At 35.3% G+C, this 16,363-nt stretch carries 17 protein-coding genes; 10 read left to right on the top strand and 7 right to left on the bottom strand.

Features of this window, described 5'->3' with window-relative positions:
- Positions 1–68: 68 nt before the first annotated feature.
- The gene (locus tag AC1DIT_RS15915; protein ID WP_016115133.1) at positions 69–596 is read left to right on the top strand and encodes a GNAT family N-acetyltransferase; all 528 of its coding nucleotides are present in this window, start codon (positions 69–71) and stop codon (positions 594–596) included.
- Positions 597–961: 365 nt separating this feature from the next.
- Positions 962–2,143 (top strand): D-alanyl-lipoteichoic acid biosynthesis protein DltD, encoded by a 1,182-nt coding sequence (gene dltD / locus AC1DIT_RS15910; RefSeq protein WP_016115131.1) that lies wholly within the window; start codon positions 962–964, stop codon positions 2,141–2,143.
- A 256-nt stretch (positions 2,144–2,399) separates the two neighbouring features.
- Here dltD and uptA read toward each other — a convergent pair whose 3' ends face one another.
- The gene (uptA, locus tag AC1DIT_RS15905) at positions 2,400–3,005 is read right to left on the bottom strand and encodes an undecaprenyl phosphate transporter UptA (protein WP_016115129.1); all 606 of its coding nucleotides are present in this window, start codon (positions 3,003–3,005) and stop codon (positions 2,400–2,402) included.
- A 165-nt stretch (positions 3,006–3,170) separates the two neighbouring features.
- Positions 3,171–3,836, bottom strand: coding sequence for a PspA/IM30 family protein (locus AC1DIT_RS15900; protein ID WP_476998280.1), 666 nt, complete (start codon positions 3,834–3,836; stop codon positions 3,171–3,173).
- 747 nt (positions 3,837–4,583) lie between these two features.
- Here AC1DIT_RS15900 and AC1DIT_RS15895 point away from each other — a divergent pair.
- Entirely contained in the window at positions 4,584–4,814 is a 231-nt protein-coding gene (locus AC1DIT_RS15895; RefSeq protein ID WP_016115126.1) for a hypothetical protein, read from the top strand.
- A gap of 127 nt (positions 4,815–4,941) precedes the next feature.
- On the opposite strand, the gene AC1DIT_RS15890 is transcribed toward AC1DIT_RS15895, so the two are convergent.
- Positions 4,942–5,706 carry a DUF1836 domain-containing protein gene (locus tag AC1DIT_RS15890; protein WP_006095061.1) on the bottom strand — a complete coding sequence of 255 codons (765 nt, stop codon included), beginning with the start codon at positions 5,704–5,706 and terminating at the stop codon, positions 4,942–4,944.
- A 265-nt stretch (positions 5,707–5,971) separates the two neighbouring features.
- On the opposite strand from AC1DIT_RS15890, the gene AC1DIT_RS15885 reads away from it, so the two are divergent.
- Together AC1DIT_RS15885 and AC1DIT_RS15880 are read left to right on the top strand one after the other, a co-directional pair.
- Complete coding sequence (locus AC1DIT_RS15885) at positions 5,972–6,421, top strand: hypothetical protein (RefSeq protein ID WP_003198066.1); 450 nt, start codon at positions 5,972–5,974, stop codon at positions 6,419–6,421.
- The gene (locus tag AC1DIT_RS15880; RefSeq protein ID WP_033671234.1) at positions 6,409–6,717 is read left to right on the top strand and encodes a YxcD family protein; all 309 of its coding nucleotides are present in this window, start codon (positions 6,409–6,411) and stop codon (positions 6,715–6,717) included. The genes AC1DIT_RS15885 and AC1DIT_RS15880 overlap by 13 nt, the downstream gene beginning before the upstream one ends.
- Before the next feature lie 152 nt (positions 6,718–6,869).
- On the opposite strand, the gene AC1DIT_RS15875 is transcribed toward AC1DIT_RS15880, so the two are convergent.
- The 4 genes from AC1DIT_RS15875 to AC1DIT_RS15860 all read right to left on the bottom strand — a co-directional run bounded on the left by AC1DIT_RS15875 (position 6,870) and on the right by AC1DIT_RS15860 (position 10,447).
- Positions 6,870–8,114 (bottom strand): NAD(P)/FAD-dependent oxidoreductase, encoded by a 1,245-nt coding sequence (locus tag AC1DIT_RS15875; protein ID WP_016115124.1) that lies wholly within the window; start codon positions 8,112–8,114, stop codon positions 6,870–6,872.
- Positions 8,111–8,443, bottom strand: a complete 333-nt coding sequence (locus AC1DIT_RS15870) for a (2Fe-2S)-binding protein (protein WP_016115123.1) — start codon at positions 8,441–8,443, stop codon at positions 8,111–8,113. The genes AC1DIT_RS15875 and AC1DIT_RS15870 overlap by 4 nt, the downstream gene beginning before the upstream one ends.
- Positions 8,440–8,712 carry a (2Fe-2S)-binding protein gene (locus tag AC1DIT_RS15865; protein ID WP_016115122.1) on the bottom strand — a complete coding sequence of 91 codons (273 nt, stop codon included), beginning with the start codon at positions 8,710–8,712 and terminating at the stop codon, positions 8,440–8,442. Before AC1DIT_RS15865 ends, AC1DIT_RS15870 begins: the two co-directional genes overlap by 4 nt.
- A gap of 73 nt (positions 8,713–8,785) precedes the next feature.
- Positions 8,786–10,447 (bottom strand): sigma-54 interaction domain-containing protein, encoded by a 1,662-nt coding sequence (locus tag AC1DIT_RS15860; protein WP_016115121.1) that lies wholly within the window; start codon positions 10,445–10,447, stop codon positions 8,786–8,788.
- A gap of 179 nt (positions 10,448–10,626) precedes the next feature.
- Between AC1DIT_RS15860 and AC1DIT_RS15855 the strand changes: the two genes are divergently transcribed.
- Genes AC1DIT_RS15855 through AC1DIT_RS15835 form a run of 5 tightly spaced genes read left to right on the top strand, consistent with a single transcriptional unit; the run spans position 10,627 to position 16,258 of the window.
- Positions 10,627–11,802 carry an NAD(P)/FAD-dependent oxidoreductase gene (locus AC1DIT_RS15855; protein WP_016115120.1) on the top strand — a complete coding sequence of 392 codons (1,176 nt, stop codon included), beginning with the start codon at positions 10,627–10,629 and terminating at the stop codon, positions 11,800–11,802.
- A complete protein-coding gene (locus tag AC1DIT_RS15850) occupies positions 11,799–12,836 on the top strand; it encodes a proline racemase family protein (protein WP_016132924.1) in 1,038 nt (345 codons plus the stop codon). Before AC1DIT_RS15855 ends, AC1DIT_RS15850 begins: the two co-directional genes overlap by 4 nt.
- Entirely contained in the window at positions 12,833–13,786 is a 954-nt protein-coding gene (locus tag AC1DIT_RS15845; protein ID WP_016132923.1) for a proline racemase family protein, read from the top strand. The genes AC1DIT_RS15850 and AC1DIT_RS15845 overlap by 4 nt, the downstream gene beginning before the upstream one ends.
- Before the next feature lie 53 nt (positions 13,787–13,839).
- The gene (gene dapA, locus AC1DIT_RS15840) at positions 13,840–14,736 is read left to right on the top strand and encodes a 4-hydroxy-tetrahydrodipicolinate synthase (protein ID WP_476998279.1); all 897 of its coding nucleotides are present in this window, start codon (positions 13,840–13,842) and stop codon (positions 14,734–14,736) included.
- A gap of 37 nt (positions 14,737–14,773) precedes the next feature.
- The gene (locus AC1DIT_RS15835; RefSeq protein WP_016132921.1) at positions 14,774–16,258 is read left to right on the top strand and encodes an aldehyde dehydrogenase family protein; all 1,485 of its coding nucleotides are present in this window, start codon (positions 14,774–14,776) and stop codon (positions 16,256–16,258) included.
- The last annotated feature ends 105 nt before the right edge of the window (positions 16,259–16,363 follow it).

Below are 16,363 nucleotides of genomic sequence, written 5' to 3'. Positions count from 1 at the left end.
AAGAGAGAAAATTCATGCTATAATTTACCAGGATGAAAATTAAGATTTTATTGAAGGGGGAAAAGGATATGTCTATTAATGTGAATGTAAAATCAATGAATACGAAAAGACTCTATATGAGAAAACCTAGTTTAGAAGATGTGGATGCTTTCTATCAAATTGTAAAAAACAATGAGGTAGGTAAGTGGCTTGCTATATCTAGAGGGATGTCACGAGAAGAAACTGAACAATATATTGGAAAACTCATAGCGCATTGGAATGAACATAATTTTGGTGTATGGCTTATATTCAATCCTATCACGAGAGAAATGATGGGACACTGTGGTTTAAGGTATATTGATGGAACAGAAGATTTAGAAATCATGTATCTTCTCGATCCGAAGTTTTGGGGAAATGGATATGCTACAGAGGCAGCACATGCATCGATCCAATATGCTTTTCATGATTTGAAAGTCAAAAAATTAACTGCAAGAATTAGAATTGCCAATGAGAAGTCAAAAAATGTTTTAGAAAAGGCTGGATTTAAATACACACATGATGTGGATTTTGATGGACATCAATTATCATATTATGAGTATAAGAATTTGTTTCGATGAAAATTTGAATATTCATATAAACTATCCAGATAGTTTGTAAATATCGTATAGATTTGTATACAAGTTTAACTTGTCGAAAGATAAAATCATTACTGAATTTAGAGTGTGAAAGAAATAGAAAATCTTGTATAATTAAAATGTTTACTTGGAAACATTTCTTATAATGAATGCGTACATAAGTTGTGATAAGAGGAGGAAATACATGTAAATGATAGATGAATAGAATGGAGCATTTTTACGGAATAAAGGAGAAGAGAAAGAATGATGACGTGTTGTAAGCAAGGGTTAGAATTATTAGTAGACATGCAATATCGAGGTAATAAGAGAATGATTGTAAGTGGTTCTATAATAAGGTGGGTCAACAAATGAAGATGAAACATGCTTTTGGCCCAATCATTTTAGCATGTATAATCTTTATCGTTATATTGCTTATTCCATCTAAATATCTAGTTTCACTTATTAGTAATGAAAAGGTAGAAGATGCGGCGACTTCATTACAAAAAGAAAAATTACAAGGTGTTTTTTTACAACAAAAAATGTTAGAGAATTCGAAGTATTTACCGATGTACGGTTCATCTGAATTTTCCCGAATGGATGCATATCATCCGTCTAACTATTTTAAAGTAAAACCCGAAGGATTTACACCGTTTCTAATAGGAACTGGCGGAACGCAGAGTCTTGCTCATATTTTAAATGTGACTTCCACAATGGATCAATTAGAAGGAAAAAAAGTAGTATTTATTCTTTCACCACAATGGTTTACCAAGCAGGGGGTAAATGAAGGTAACTTTAGTAGTAACTTTTCTAAACAGCAAACATATCATTTTATTTTTAATGATCAAATAAAACCTGAAATGAAAAAGAAAATTGCGAAGCGGTTGCTAGATTTTAATGTTGTCCGTAACGATTATATATTAAAAACCTCATTAGAAGGTATTGTATATAATGATACAACTCATAAGATAAAAGCAGGAGCATTTAAGCCAGTTGCCTATATAAACCGAAACATTGCGGATCATAAAGATTTGGTGAAATCTATATTCAATATAAAGCCAAAAAAAGAACAAAGAAATATGGAATTACGTTCACTTTCTTGGGAAGAAGCAAGAAGGCATGCTGAACAAGTTGGGAAAGTGGAGTCTACATCAAATACATTCGGAATTGAAAATCCATATTACTACAAAAACAAATTTCAAAAGAAATTACATGGATTCAAGGGATATAAGGCAAACGAATCTTATGATGAATCGCCAGAATATGAAGATTTACAAATTGTTTTAGATATTTTTAAGCAAAAGAAAGTGAAGCCGCTTTTTATTTCTGTTCCTGTAAATGGACCTTGGTATGATTACGCAGGATTCCCAAAAGAACGCCGTGATGTTTATTATAAGAAAGTTCGGGAACAGGTTGAGAAAGAAGGATTTCCAGTTGTAGATTTTACTAGTCATGAATATGACAAATACTTTCTAAAAGATACCATTCATTTAGGATGGAAAGGCTGGGTATATGTGGATGAAGCATTACAACAATTTCATGCAGGGAAATAAATTTTAAGATTAAACCAAAAACAGGAACGGCTTTTTAAGCTGCTCCTGTTTTTTAATACTTATTATCAATTGGGAAAAGAAAATATGAAGTTAAATGATTACTTTTGGATTCTTATTCAACATGATGTAAAGCATAAAGAAGAAATTGTTGATTTTTTAAAAAGTAACCAGATTCAATTATAAAAGTATAAAGATTCAAAAACACCATCAATTCAATTGATGGTGTTTTTTTAAGTCACTATCTTAAGTGATTCATTTAAACAAGTTTTCTTCGTTTCTTTAGCCATATTTTTAAAGTGAAATACAAAACAATTAGTATTACTCCGCCAATTGCAAACGATGTTACATATGGCCCAGCAACTTCATTGATATTGCCCCAATTTTCTCCTAGCTTTTCACCTAAATAGATAAAGATGATTGACCACGGGATAATCGCAAGCGCTGTAAGGGTAATAAATCGGATAGGTGACATTTTTGTAATGCCGGCAGGGATTGAAATGGCATGACGAACGACTGGAATGAAGCGTGCTGTGAAAATAACACCGGTTCCATAACGATTAAACCATGCTTCTGCAGAATCGATTTGTTTTTTATGAATGAAAATGTACTTGCCATAACGCTCTAGTACAGGTCTTCCTCCGTAACGCCCAATCCAATAAATAAAGATTTGTGCGATAACACCACCAATCGTACCAAATACAATGGCGCCTATAAATGAGATGTTTCCTGAGAATACTAAATAACCTGCATAGGCGAGAACGATTTCGCTTGGGATAATCTCAATCATGAGTCCAAGCATAATGCCCCAATAACCAAGGCCTTCTAAAAATGATAATACGGAATGAATAAAACTACCTAACATGTTGCACCTTCTATATGAGATTTTTTTAGAGTAAGAGAAAAAATATTCCTTGCATTTTTAGTATACGGGAAATTATGAAAGAATAGGTGTGGAATTTTATTTTAAAAGATTAATTTCATAAATAATTATTCGCTCGTCCCAAAAAATGAAACGAGCGAATAGTCTTTACTTCCTTACTTTTAATTTTTCTAATTCTTTTTGTACTGCTTCTTTTAGTTCAATCTCTGTATCGTCTGTATAAGAAATAGGCTTTATTTGATTAAAGTAGTTACTTGCTGAGGCCTCAGCTTCTATTTTTTGAATATAACTTTCTACTCTTGCGAAGCCTTTCACTGCATTTTCTGTATGAAAAGATGCAAGAGCTTCATTGTTTTCTTTCATTGTACGTGCTACATGTAACCTGGAAGCAAGTATGAGTTCTTTATATTGTAATTCTTGGTATTCTTTTTGTAGTTTATCAATTTGCTCATATAGGATTGAAGTTTGTTGTTTTACTACATTGTACTGTTCATGATACATTTCTAGTTTTTTCTCATGTGCAATTTTTTCTTGAAGTGCTAATTGTGCCATATCATCTTCATTGCGAGACACCGCAAGCTCAGCCTGACGAAATCTTTTTGCAATAACAGCCTCTGTTTCTGTAATAAGAGATTCATATTTTTTTTCTAGAAATAGCTGCTGAGATAAAGCTTGTTGTGCTTTTACCACTTGTTGCTCCGTTTCTCGTATGTATTGTTTTAACATACTTACCGGGTTTTCTATATAGCTGTCTACTGTATAGTCAGTTGTAGAATGGGGTGAGTTTTGTTTTCTTTTTTTATAAAGCCAAATTGGAAATACCACGACAACGAAAAGAGGGATCAGTGGTAATATACCAATGATAATAAGAAGGATACCAATCCATTTTCTTATTATTTGACCTTCTGTCTTTTTGAGGATAAACCATCCTAAAAGAATGAAGCTTAACTCAATTGTGAAAAGAATAAGGGAAATCCCATCAAATTTTTCTTTATGATGCTTTTCATAATGTTGAAAAGGCTTCTCGTTTTCCAAATTCTCTTGTTTGAGATGATGTCTTTCATCTTTAAGGTAAGAAGCTTGTCCCCTATATTCCTCAGCAAAGGCCTCACGTTTTGCATGATGCCATCTTTCCATCTGCAATCCGTGGGTTCCTAAAAATACTGCCAAAAGGGAGAAAGCAATAATACTTACCCATATAAGCCAACGAAATTTTGTACGCTTCTTTTTTTGTTTCTTCACATTCTCACCTCCTGCCATATATTTGTGTTTCTTTCATAACTGGAAAAATGAGATTCGCATAACGGTCATAACGTACAATTTTGAAATTTTATTTTAGCTTCACCATCTCCTTTGTGTTTGTATTACTTATAGTAAAGCGTAGAAATTAGAGCCGTGTGAAAGTTTGATGGAGATAGAATGAAAAGTATATTAGAAATTTCTCATCTTGTAAGTGAACCGTTTTTTTAGTAGATATTTAGTAGATAAAAGAAGAAAAAACTTCAGTTCATAGCCCTAGTATTACAAAGTTTTTTTAAAAAGAGAGAAGAAGAGCGAACAGTGGGAGATTTTCTTTGCTTAATTAATGAAGTAATATTAGATGAAATACAGTATTTTACTACTTTGAAAATTGTTGAAAGGGAAGAATTAGTACAATTATCTCTTCTTCCCTTTCAAAATTTAAAGTGGGAAGGAGAGATGAAAGAAGATTTTGTGACCTATAAAGAAAGATGCGTATTTGGAATTTTAACTGAGAATAAGAATCTTAATATTTTTATGAATAGAAACTAGTATTTTGATGATATTTTAAAGACTTCAAAGTATATTCAAGATGTAGTTTATTTATTGCGGAGAGAGTGTGTGTATTATTTGTAATACAAAAGTTCTAAAAAAGAGGAGCGCTTTGCGCTCCTCTTTTTTATGGCTTTACATCTAAATTTTGTAAAAATAATGTTGCAGAAACATAGCGTTTCGCTAACATTTGTACATATGCGGTATGTACAGAGAGCGTTGCGATAATAATCGCATTGCGAATGGCTTCTCGTTGCTCATTGTTGATTTGATCAAACTGACTTGCGATTTTATCTGCTTTTTCTTTTACAATATTTTCAATTGTACGAATGGTATCAGTCGCGTTTAATTGTAAACAACCACCTTGATTCAATTCCTCAAATAAAGAAGAATAAGCGACGTATAAATGAACAGGATTGATTAAATCATCACTTCGATCTGCTGGATCATTTACGATGAGTCTTAACAGCTTACGAATGGATTCAAAATCAAGTGCTGTTTTTAAATCTTCAACAATGAATAATAAAGCTGCTTGTTCGATAGAATATTTTTTTCCTTTTTGTGGTGAACCAATCATTTCTTTTATATCTCGTTTTACCCAGTTTTGCATAGCTGTTACAGAAAAACTGGTATTTTCAATTTGATTACCAAGCGCAACGATCTCATTTAAAGAAAAGCCAATATCTGTATCTTCAATTTTAATGAGCTTTTCAAAAATAGGCGAAAGAGCGGTTGTAATAAAAGCTGTAACACTTTGTCCACATTCAATATCTTTTTTATGTGACTTTGCCCAAGCTTCTTGTAAAATAACGAGAGGCTTTTTTGCATTCCATCCTCTAAGAGAAAGAAGGAGCATTGCCATTTCGTTTCGTGTGAGATGAAATGTTTCCATCTTTTCACCTCCAAAATTATAAAAGTTCTTATGAACTTATAATATGTTTTGTTGCTTGTAAAGTCAATTCTGTTTTTTATTATTTTTCCTGTCATTTTATAAATTGTTAATAAAGTTAAATAAATAATACTTGCTTATTATAGAAAAAGTTCATATAATAGGTTCATAAGAACTTTTTGTTTAACTTTAAAAAAAATCTATCATTCTTATTTCAAAGAAAGATAGATTTCACATATATCTATAGTAAAAGGAGAATGGATATAATATGTTGAAAAAAATCGTTACAGTAATGACTGCATTAATGGTTGTTTTTGGGGCTAGCAGCTTTGTTTTCGTAGATCATGCGGCAGCGAAAAGTTACAAGTCAGGTCAAAAATCATTTACACCAAGTTCAGGACAAAAATCAAAAGTTGATTTAAACAAAAAAGATTCTAATGTGAATGCACAGAAAACAAACCCTGATACAAAAACAAAAGCATCAAACACAGCACCAAAGAGTAATAAAGGGAGCTTTATGAAAGGTTTATTACTAGGTGGTCTTGGTGGTCTACTAATGGGAAGCTTATTTGCAAACATGGGAGCACTTGGTTCTGTATTAGCGTTCATGGTAAATATGCTAGTAATGGCTGGTATCGTAATGTTAGCGATTCGAGCATTTAAATATTTCAAAAATCAACGTAAGAAACAGGCAGAAGAAGCAGTATGGAAACGATGAAAATTTCTGAACAAGAGCTGATAAACGCACTATGTGTGTATATCGCAGAAAAGCGACAAGTTGGCCCAGAAGCAGTTTTAGTTGAACTAATGTATGATGATGACTATGGTTTTTCTGCTGAAGTAGAAGTAAATGGTCGTAGGCAAATTTTAATTCAAGCAAACTTAATTGAAGCACTTCGCTTATGGCTTGATAGGGAATATAATGTCAATCCGTTTGCGGCAAGATTGCAGCTTGAGTTAGATGATGAAGAAGGTATTTTCGCATTGGCGAATTTAAATAACTCGGATGAGTAGTCAAAAGGAGCTGTTGAGATTAATTTCAACAGCTCCTTTTAGTATGCACATTTTTAATGAAATAATGAACCTAGTAGTTAAGTGAGGGTGAATACCTTTGCTTCTTCATTTGTGTGCCCAGCTAAGCTGGGCACTATTCTCTAGGCAATGAATTATACAATTTCTTGAGGCGGATTTTGATCATCCTGATTTAAACAAAAATGACTCCAAAGTTCATTCATTTTACGTCTACCAGCGGTAACCATTGGGTTAAATTGAATTGCAGCTTGTTCGCGGACAGCCTGGACATTTTGGATAGCTTGCTGTAATTGTTGTCCGACTGAGTTTAATTCTGTACAAGCATGCTTAACAATTGAAAGACCGGCAACAGTTCCTTGCGCCATAGCAATTTTTCCACTTTCAATTCCAGTAATATTTCCAGCTACAAATAATCCGTGAAGAGGGGTTTCCATTGTCTCTGAATGGAATGGGACATGTCCACCCAGTTCAGGAATGTAATGGAATGGGCATCCTGCTACGGCAGCGAGCTCTGCAAGTGGATATAATCCTCCTGCGATACAAACAAAGTCTGCTTCATATATTTCTTCTGATCCTTTTATAATATTTCCTTTCGAATCAATGTTAGCAACACGAACGCCCTCCACTTTATCCGTTCCGATAATTTCAATTGCAGCTTTGCAAAGGTGGAGTGGTGTACCATTTATTTTTATACCGTTATTCGGATAAAAGGTTAAACCAGCTTTTCGAATCCAATCATGTTTCATAAAGCGACTTCCGATGCGTAGTAAAGCTGATGGGGCAAGGTGAGCAGCATTTAATAGTGACTTTAAAACTTCCTCTGGTTCACCAGCTTTTTGGCTAAGGTCACTCTTTTGAGGGAGTACGATATGATCAACAGTAATACCAGCTAGTTGTAATTCATTTAAAATTGCAAATGATAAAATATTGGCTCCGATAATAATTCCTTTTTCCCCAACTTGGACTCTATGAACATTTGTCATAACTTGAGCAGCGCCAATTGACATGACTCCTGGAAGAGTCCAGCCAGGAAGTGGGATAGAGTATTCAGCAGCCCCGGTAGCAAGTAGTACAAAGGGGGCTTCAATTGTACCTATGCTTGTATGTACATACCAAATGTTTTCGTCTTTTTCTAAATTGTATACTGACACACCACATCGAATATGAACTGAGAGTGCTTTCGCTTTTTGATGAAGGCGTTCTGATTCCTTTATTCCGTTCCACCATTCTCCAGTTGGTTCTTGATGTAATTGTCCTAACAATCGTCCGCCAGGCTTCATAAATTCATCAATAACAAGTACGTTAAGTCCAGAACTAGCGCAAGCAATTGCACCAGCTAATCCTGCTGGTCCCGCGCCAATTACAATTACATCCATCATCGCTTTTCCACCATCTTTCTAATAATATTTGGATGCTGTTTACCACTTTCAACAACCATTTCGTTTTCTACAACAGTTAAGCACGCCCGGACGTTCATTTGATTATTAACTGTTACGCGGCATTCAGAACAATGTCCAATGTTGCAGTAAATTCCTCTAGGTGTACCACTATCTTCGTGAACGCGTAACGTTCTAATTCCATTTGCAAGAAGGGCAGCAGCAATCGTTTCATTTTCATATGCTTCGTATTCTTTACCATTAAATTGAAATGAAATACGTTTCCTATCGTCTAAGTTTCCTAAAATAGGGTGATGTAAAATTCTATTCATTGCTTTTCACCTACCGCTCCAAAAGTTACTGCGCGTATTGGTGGTTGATATTTTAATGGAATCTCATGAGGTGATGTTCCAGGATTTGCACTTTCTATCATTCGATCTATTGTCGTTCTACATGTACGCCCCCCGCAAAAGCCCATCCCAGCACGTGTTCTTAGTTTTAGCTCCCGAGCCGAGCAATTATATGTAGCAATTGTCGATTGAAGTTGTCCGTATGTAACTTCTTCACAACGACAAATAATTAAATTCTCTTTATTAGACATGTATATTCCTCCTCTAGTTCGGTTTACAAAAATTATAATGCAAAAGGTATGCCAATATAGAGGAGGGGAGGTTTTATTGTAACCCGAGTCTTTTTAAGCGGTTGTATAAAGTAGCTCTTGTTACACCAAGTTGTTTCGCACATTCTAATTTATTACCATTTAAAATTCGTAAAGCTCTTTCGATCACTTTTTTCTCGTGTTGATCCATCTCTTCTTGTAAGGAAAAAATCGTGTTGTTGTTACTGACTAATGGATAATGAGATACTATTTCCTCTGGAGTATTGTTTGTATGAAAGGGTAAATATTCTTGCTTTATAATGCCGTCCGTTGCAAATACGACGAGTCTTTCTATAACGTTGCGCAGCTCGCGAATATTCCCCGGCCAATCGTAATGAAGGAGTTCGTGCATAATTTCTGGGGGGAAATCATGAATTGGCCTTTTGTAATTTATTGAAAAGTCGTTTAAAAAAGAATAGGTTAATTCTATAATGTCTTCTCGTCTTTCACGTAATGGTGGAATGTGTAAGCTAACTACATTTAAGCGATAATATAAATCTTCACGAAATGTTCCTTTTTCCATCTCTTCTTGTAAATCGCGATTTGTAGCTGCAATAACACGAAAATCAATATTAATTTCTTTTTCTCCACCGACACGATAATATTTTCGTTCCTGCAGTACACGCAAAAGCTTAACTTGCATATCGAGTGGCATTTCGCCTATTTCATCGAGAAATAAAGTGCCACCTTGTGCAAGTTCTATTTTGCCTTTCTTTCCTTTACTATTCGCTCCAGAAAAAGCTCCGCGCTCATAGCCGAATAATTCACTTTCAAATAATGCTTCTGGAATTGCACCACAGTTAATCGAAATGAAAGGGGCATTTTCTTTCTCACTTGCTTCATGAATCGCTTTCGCAAATACTTCTTTTCCGACACCGCTTTCTCCTAGTATTAAAACGGTCGATTTAACAGAGCAAACTTTCCTAGCCAATTGGATCGTTCTCTGTATGACAGCACTCTTTCCTTTCATGGAATGAAAGGGATCGGATGTGTCTTTATATTTTGCTACTTCTTGTTCTAAGCGGTGCACTTCATGTGACATATTAAATAACTTTTCATTTAGTACAACCTGATTTGTAACATCCGTTTCAGAAACGACTGCACCGATAATTTTGTTGTCGCAATAAACAGGATTTGAATTAATTAATACAAATAGATCGGAGCGAGGTTGATGATACTGAGCTACTATACGTTTTCCTTTATGTAATGATTGTAAAATTTCTAGATCTTTATAATCAAAAAAATGAGTAATAGATTGTCCGATAATGTCTCCATGTTTTACTGAAAATATTTTTTCGGCTCCATCTGTCCATGTACGAACACGTTCATTATCGTCGATAACAGTAACTGAAGAATCTGTCGTTTGAAGAACGGTATTGTAAAATGCCTGTAATTGATTGTAAGAATTATAGAGAAAAGGGACCATTTGGGTAACAGTTATACAGTGTGTTGGATCTTGTGTTTTATTGAGAATAACGACTGCAAAATGATTAGAAAATGCTTTGATTAAATTAGAAAAGGAGTCTTCTTCATATAAAGTTGCACAAAGTAATTCTTTCGTATGTGCAGTAAGGTAATAAAATTCGCCATTTTTTTGTTTGATGTGACTTATGTCGAATGTATGATTTGTTGAAAAATATTTTATAAGTTCTTTTATTGATGGGAATGAAAATGCCATATTATCCTCCTGTAGTGTGAAAAATTTTAGACACTGATAAAAAAATAATACACTTATTTCTGTTAAATTCAAAATATTTTTACATCTATTTTTCTTACATATGAAAATAAATATATTTTGAGTTGGCATACCAATTGCATAAATAGAGGATGAGAGATTTGAAAGAAAGGAGGGGCTGCATGAGACACTGTGACGTTTTAATACTAGGCGGTGGAATTATTGGCTGTTCTATTGCTTATTACACTTCAAAATATGGAAGAGACGTAACAATCATTGACAAGGGGGAATTTGTCAGTGGCACGTCTTCACGGTGTGACGGCAACATTTTAGCCATTGATAAAGACCCAGGATTTGATAGTCAGATGTCGCTAGTAAGTCAAAAATTAGTAACGGAATTAAGTGAAGAATTGGAACATTCGTTTGAATACCGAGCGCCAGGAAGTATTCTTGTCTGTGAGTCAGAGGAGGAAATGGAGGCAGCTCAAAAATGGGTGAATCGTCAAAAAGAAGCTGGCTTACCGTTTCGGATGCTTGATAGACAAGACATAAGAGAAGAATCACCGTTTTTCGCTGATGATTTATTAGGTGGTTTAGAATGTGCAACAGATTCGACTGTAAATCCGTATCTCCTTGCTTTTTCACTTCTTGCAGAAGCGGAAAAATTTGGGGCGAAATCTTTTAAGCATACAGAAGTAAAAGAAATGAGGAAAGCCATAGATGGTTCCTTTATTGTAGAAACGACAAATGGAACGTTTACTGCAAAGCAAATTGTGAACGCAGCGGGAGTATGGGCCCCTAAAATTGGAGAAATGTTGGACCTATCTATACCGATTGAGCCAAGAAAAGGGCATATTATCGTAGCTTCAAGGCAACAACATGTAGGCTCTCGCAAAGTAATGGAATTTGGTTATTTAATTTCTAAGTTTGGTGGGAAACGGAAAGTCGATGCTTTGACTGAAAAATATGGTGTAGCTCTCGTGTTTGAACCAACAGAAAGTCAAAATTTTTTAATTGGTAGTAGTAGAGAATTTGTAGGATTTCATACGAGGATAAACAACGAAGTAATTAAATGTATTGCGAATCGAGCGATTCGTTTTTATCCCAAAATGGCAGATATGATGGTTATTCGTTCTTACGCTGGCCTGCGTCCATGGACAGAAGATCATTTGCCGATCATTTCACGAGTAGAACATATTCCAAACTATTATATCGCTGCAGGACATGAAGGGGATGGAATTAGTCTCGCAGCAGTTACAGGGAAAGTTATTGAAGAGCTCTTAAACGAAAGAGAAACATCAATTCCGATTGAACCGCTTCGTTTGAATCGTTTTACAGAAAGGGTGTTAAACGGATGAGGTCACAAAGAGTCTTTACGACCATTGATACGCATACAGGTGGAAATCCTACGAGGACGTTAATTAGCGGACTTCCAAAGTTAGTAGGAGAGAAAATGGCAGAAAAAATGCTTCATATGAAGAAAGAGTATGACTGGATCCGTAAATTGTTAATGAATGAACCGCGCGGTCATGATGTGATGTCTGGGGCGTTATTAACAGATCCGTGTCATCCAGAAGCGGATATAGGTGTCATCTACATAGAGACAGGTGGATATTTACCGATGTGTGGTCACGATACGATCGGTGTATGTACGGCTTTAATTGAATCAGGTTTAATACCTGTATATGAGCCGATAACTTCTTTGAAATTGGATACACCAGCTGGTCTTGTTGAAGTGGATATTTCTGTTCAAGACGGTAAAGCAAAAGAAGTATCTTTTTGTAATATACCAGCTTTTTTACTAAAGAGTATTTCTGTCCATGTTGAAGGGATTGGAAATGTAGATGTTGATATCGCATATGGCGGAAACTTTTATGCCATTATCGATGGGGAAGCGCTTGGTCTAGAGTTAGTGCCAGAAAATGCTTCTACAATAATTGATAAAGCGATCCAAATAAGAAATACGATTAATGAAAAATTTGAAGTTATTCATCCGCAATATTCATTTATAAAAGGGGTAACACATATTGAATTTTACACAGATCCTACCCATGAAACGGCACATGTGAAAAATACCGTTGTTGTTCCGCCGGGAGGAATTGATCGTTCTCCGTGTGGTACGGGAACATCTGCGAAGCTAGCCGTATTATACGCTAATAAAAAAATTGCAATGCAAGAAGAATTTGTGCATGAAAGTATTGTTGGCTCGTTATTTAAAGGAAGTGTAATAGATACAACATATGTGGAGAACATTGAAGCTGTAGTAACAAAGATCACTGGTTCAGCTTGGCTAATGGGAATGCATAGATTTTTTTACAATGAAGAGGATCCACTGAAAGAAGGATTTTTGCTAATTCCGCCGATGGAACATGAAACGGAGGAAGTGAAATGAAGATTCGAAAAATGTATATGACAGTAGATGTACACGTAGCTGGTGAAGCGTTTCGTGTAATTAAAGACGTACCGTGTAAATACTATCATAGTTTGGAACAACTAAATGAACAAATTTCTGGTGAATTAGCAGAGGAAATGCAGCTTTTATTAAATGAACCACGTGGGTTCATAGGTTTAAATGGATGTGTTGTCGTTCCTTCTATTCATAGTGAAGTTGATGCAGCCGTATTATTTTTTAATCATAAAGGAGCAATTCCTCTTCATTACGGCGGAATTGTCGCGGTAGTAACTATGTTACTCGAAAGTGGACACTTAAAACAAAACGATTCAAATCAATACAAAATTGAAACGCTATGCGGTGTGTTTTTAGTCCGTGCACATGTAGAAAAGGATGAAGTCGTTTCTGTATCGCTAGAAAGTAAAGTGTGTTACTCAATCGAAGAGAATCTACCACTACATAGTCCTATTGGAAATATACACTACTCTCTCATACAAGCTGATCAAGTATATGCAGTGTTTCAGAAAGAGGAATGTTCTCCGGAAATTTGTATTGAAAACATTTTTGAATTAAAGAACTGGGGGAAAGCTATACTTGAGTCCATGCCAAAGCAGCCACTTATAAAAAGAGTCGTTTTAGTAGATTCTTCCCACATAAAAGAGAATCGTATAAAAACAATTACATTTCAGGATGACGATTATATTGTGCGTTCGCCTGGATTCGCATCAACAAGTGTTTCGTATATGAGTAGCCTTTCTATAGGTGATATACGTACGGAAGAACCTTTTATGAATGAGAGTATTTTTAATAGTTTTGTGAAGGTGCAAAAAGTGAATAAGGAAGAGAACGGATATACATTTACTTTCACAAGCAGAGGGTTTATTACAGGTATGCAAACATTTGTATTAGACCCTACTGATCCATTTCCAGTAGGCTTTTTATTAAAATAACGGTTATATACAGTATGTGAAAAAAATAAATGAAATGTAAGGGAGAGAATATGATGAGAAGTATAAAAGGAGCATTTCCAGTATTAATTACTCCGATGGATGAATTTCAAGAGATTGATTGGAACGGAGTGAAACAGAACGTAAACTATTTTATTGAGCAGAAGGTTGCCGGCATCATCATTAATGGAAGTACGGGAGAATTTGTTAGTTTATCAAAAAAAGAACGATTTAAGATGGTGGAAACGGTATTAAAAGAAGTTGATGGACGCATTCCTGTAATTGTTGGAACTGCTGCAGAGACGACGAAAGAAACGATTGAATATACGAAGCATGCAGAAGCTCATGGCGCAGATTGTGCATTAATTATTAACTCTTATTATTGTAAACCGAAAGAAGAAGAAATCTACTTTCATTTTAAAGAAATCTCAAATGCTGTAAATATACCAATTATGTTATACAATAACCCGTTTACCTCTGGTGTTGATATGAGTATAGAGCTTATGCTTCGAATAGGAAAAGAATGTGAAAATGTTACACATATTAAAGAATCTAGCGGAGATATTCGWAAAGCGAGAGATTTAGTAAGACAAGGMGARRGKGCTTTYCAAGTCTTYTGTGGATCYGAAGATTTAGTTATGGAATCWTATTTAGTTGGTGCAACTGGATGGGTCTCTGTGGCGGGTAATATCGTTCCGGGACTTGTTACAAAAATGTATGAGCATTTTCAAAATGGAGAGTTCGAAAATGCATGGAAGATTAATGATACAATTTTGCCTCTTTGTGAATTCCTAGAAGGGTCAGGGAAATACGTACAAATTGTTAAACGTGCAATGGAGTTACATGGACAAACTGGAGGGCCATCTCGTTATCCAAGATTAGGATTGACACAGGAAGAAGATCAAAAACTTCAACAGATTTTATCACAAATTACGGCTAATTCAGCTGTTTAAACTAGATTTAAATTGTAACTAAGGAGGAGAGAAATATATGTTAACGACAAATATTGAGCTAAAACCAAAAGTGAAAGCGTTTTTAAATGAAGAAATTAAATTGTTTATTAATGGTGAGTTTGTTCCTTCTATTAGCGGGAAAACGTTTGAAACGTACAATCCAGCTACAGAGGATGTTCTTGCAGTTGTGAGTGAAGCGCAAGAGGAAGATATTGATGTAGCAGTGAAAGCTGCAAGAGAAGCTTTTGAAACGGGACCTTGGTCTGAAATGACTACCGCTGAAAGGGCACACCTTATATATAAATTAGCTGATTTAATTGAAGAACATAAAGAAGAATTAGCGCAGCTAGAAGCTTTAGATAATGGGAAGCCATATCACATTGCACTTGAAGATGATATTCCAGCGACAGTAGAAAATTACCGGTATTATGCTGGTTGGGCTACAAAAATTGTAGGGCAAACAATTCCTATTTCGAAAGATTATTTAAATTATACACGCCATGAGCCGATTGGAGTTGTTGGTCAAATTATTCCGTGGAATTATCCGTTAGTTATGGCTGCTTGGAAAATGGGGGCAGCTCTTGCGACAGGATGTACCATCGTATTAAAACCAGCAGAGCAAACACCGTTATCTTTACTATATGCTGCAAAGCTTTTTAAAGAGGTGGGGTTTCCAAACGGTGTTGTAAACTTTGTTCCAGGTTTCGGACAAGAAGCAGGAGCAGCAATCGTAAACCATCATGATATTAATAAAGTAGCTTTCACAGGTTCGACAGTTACAGGGAAATATATTATGCGTCAATCTGCTGAAACAATTAAACATGTAACGCTAGAACTTGGAGGTAAGTCACCAAATATTATTTTAGAAGATGCCGATTTATCTGAAGCTATTAATGGTGCCTTCCAAGGCATTATGTATAATCATGGTCAAAACTGTAGCGCAGGATCTCGTGTGTTCGTTCATCGGAAACATTATGAAAGAGTAGTAGATGAACTTGTAGAAATGGCGAATAAAGTTAAGCTCGGTACCGGTATGGAAAAGGATACAGAAATGGGCCCGCTCGTATCTAAAAAACAACAAGAGCGTGTGCTAAAGTATATTGAACAAGGAATGGCTGAAGGAGCAACAGTTGTAGCTGGGGGAGAACGGGCATTTGAAAAAGGTTATTTTGTGCAGCCCACAGTTTTTACAAATGTTACAGATGATATGACAATCGCAAAGGAAGAAATATTTGGACCAGTCGTTGTAGTTATGCCATTTGATTCGACTGAGGAAGTAATTGAAAGAGCAAATAGCTCTTCTTACGGATTAGCAGCAGGTGTATGGACACAAAATATTAAAACTGGACATCAAGTCGCAAATAAATTAAAGGCAGGAACCGTTTGGATTAATGACTATAATTTAGAAAATGCAGCGGCACCATTTGGCGGATATAAACAATCCGGAATTGGGCGCGAATTAGGGTCGTATGCACTTGATAACTACACGGAAGTAAAGAGTGTTTGGGTTAATATAAAATAATGATCAAATAGGAAGAGTGAACGGACAACTTGAATGAACGGTGAGGTTGTCCGTTTTATTTTTTAAGCACGCAATAAATAACTCTTTTTCACACAATTATGAGGG

The organism is Bacillus sp. 05T22, from assembly GCF_056396765.1.
The sequence above is the reverse complement of the archived record's forward strand: the minus strand, read 5'-3'. Positions and strand labels throughout refer to the sequence as shown.

What these genes read in the sequence shown, in the direction of transcription:
- uptA (WP_016115129.1), bottom strand. Translation starts at nt 3,005, where the DNA reads ATGTTAGGTAGTTTTATTCATTCCGTATTATCATTTTTAGAAGGCCTT.
- AC1DIT_RS15855 (WP_016115120.1), top strand. Translation starts at nt 10,627, where the DNA reads ATGAGACACTGTGACGTTTTAATACTAGGCGGTGGAATTATTGGCTGT.
- dltD (WP_016115131.1), top strand. Translation starts at nt 962, where the DNA reads ATGAAGATGAAACATGCTTTTGGCCCAATCATTTTAGCATGTATAATC.
- AC1DIT_RS15865 (WP_016115122.1), bottom strand. Translation starts at nt 8,712, where the DNA reads ATGTCTAATAAAGAGAATTTAATTATTTGTCGTTGTGAAGAAGTTACA.
- AC1DIT_RS15850 (WP_016132924.1), top strand. Translation starts at nt 11,799, where the DNA reads ATGAGGTCACAAAGAGTCTTTACGACCATTGATACGCATACAGGTGGA.
- AC1DIT_RS15835 (WP_016132921.1), top strand. Translation starts at nt 14,774, where the DNA reads ATGTTAACGACAAATATTGAGCTAAAACCAAAAGTGAAAGCGTTTTTA.
- AC1DIT_RS15860 (WP_016115121.1), bottom strand. Translation starts at nt 10,447, where the DNA reads ATGGCATTTTCATTCCCATCAATAAAAGAACTTATAAAATATTTTTCA.
- AC1DIT_RS15885 (WP_003198066.1), top strand. Translation starts at nt 5,972, where the DNA reads ATGTTGAAAAAAATCGTTACAGTAATGACTGCATTAATGGTTGTTTTT.
- AC1DIT_RS15870 (WP_016115123.1), bottom strand. Translation starts at nt 8,443, where the DNA reads ATGAATAGAATTTTACATCACCCTATTTTAGGAAACTTAGACGATAGG.
- AC1DIT_RS15890 (WP_006095061.1), bottom strand. Translation starts at nt 5,706, where the DNA reads ATGGAAACATTTCATCTCACACGAAACGAAATGGCAATGCTCCTTCTT.
- AC1DIT_RS15915 (WP_016115133.1), top strand. Translation starts at nt 69, where the DNA reads ATGTCTATTAATGTGAATGTAAAATCAATGAATACGAAAAGACTCTAT.
- AC1DIT_RS15880 (WP_033671234.1), top strand. Translation starts at nt 6,409, where the DNA reads ATGGAAACGATGAAAATTTCTGAACAAGAGCTGATAAACGCACTATGT.
- AC1DIT_RS15845 (WP_016132923.1), top strand. Translation starts at nt 12,833, where the DNA reads ATGAAGATTCGAAAAATGTATATGACAGTAGATGTACACGTAGCTGGT.
- AC1DIT_RS15875 (WP_016115124.1), bottom strand. Translation starts at nt 8,114, where the DNA reads ATGATGGATGTAATTGTAATTGGCGCGGGACCAGCAGGATTAGCTGGT.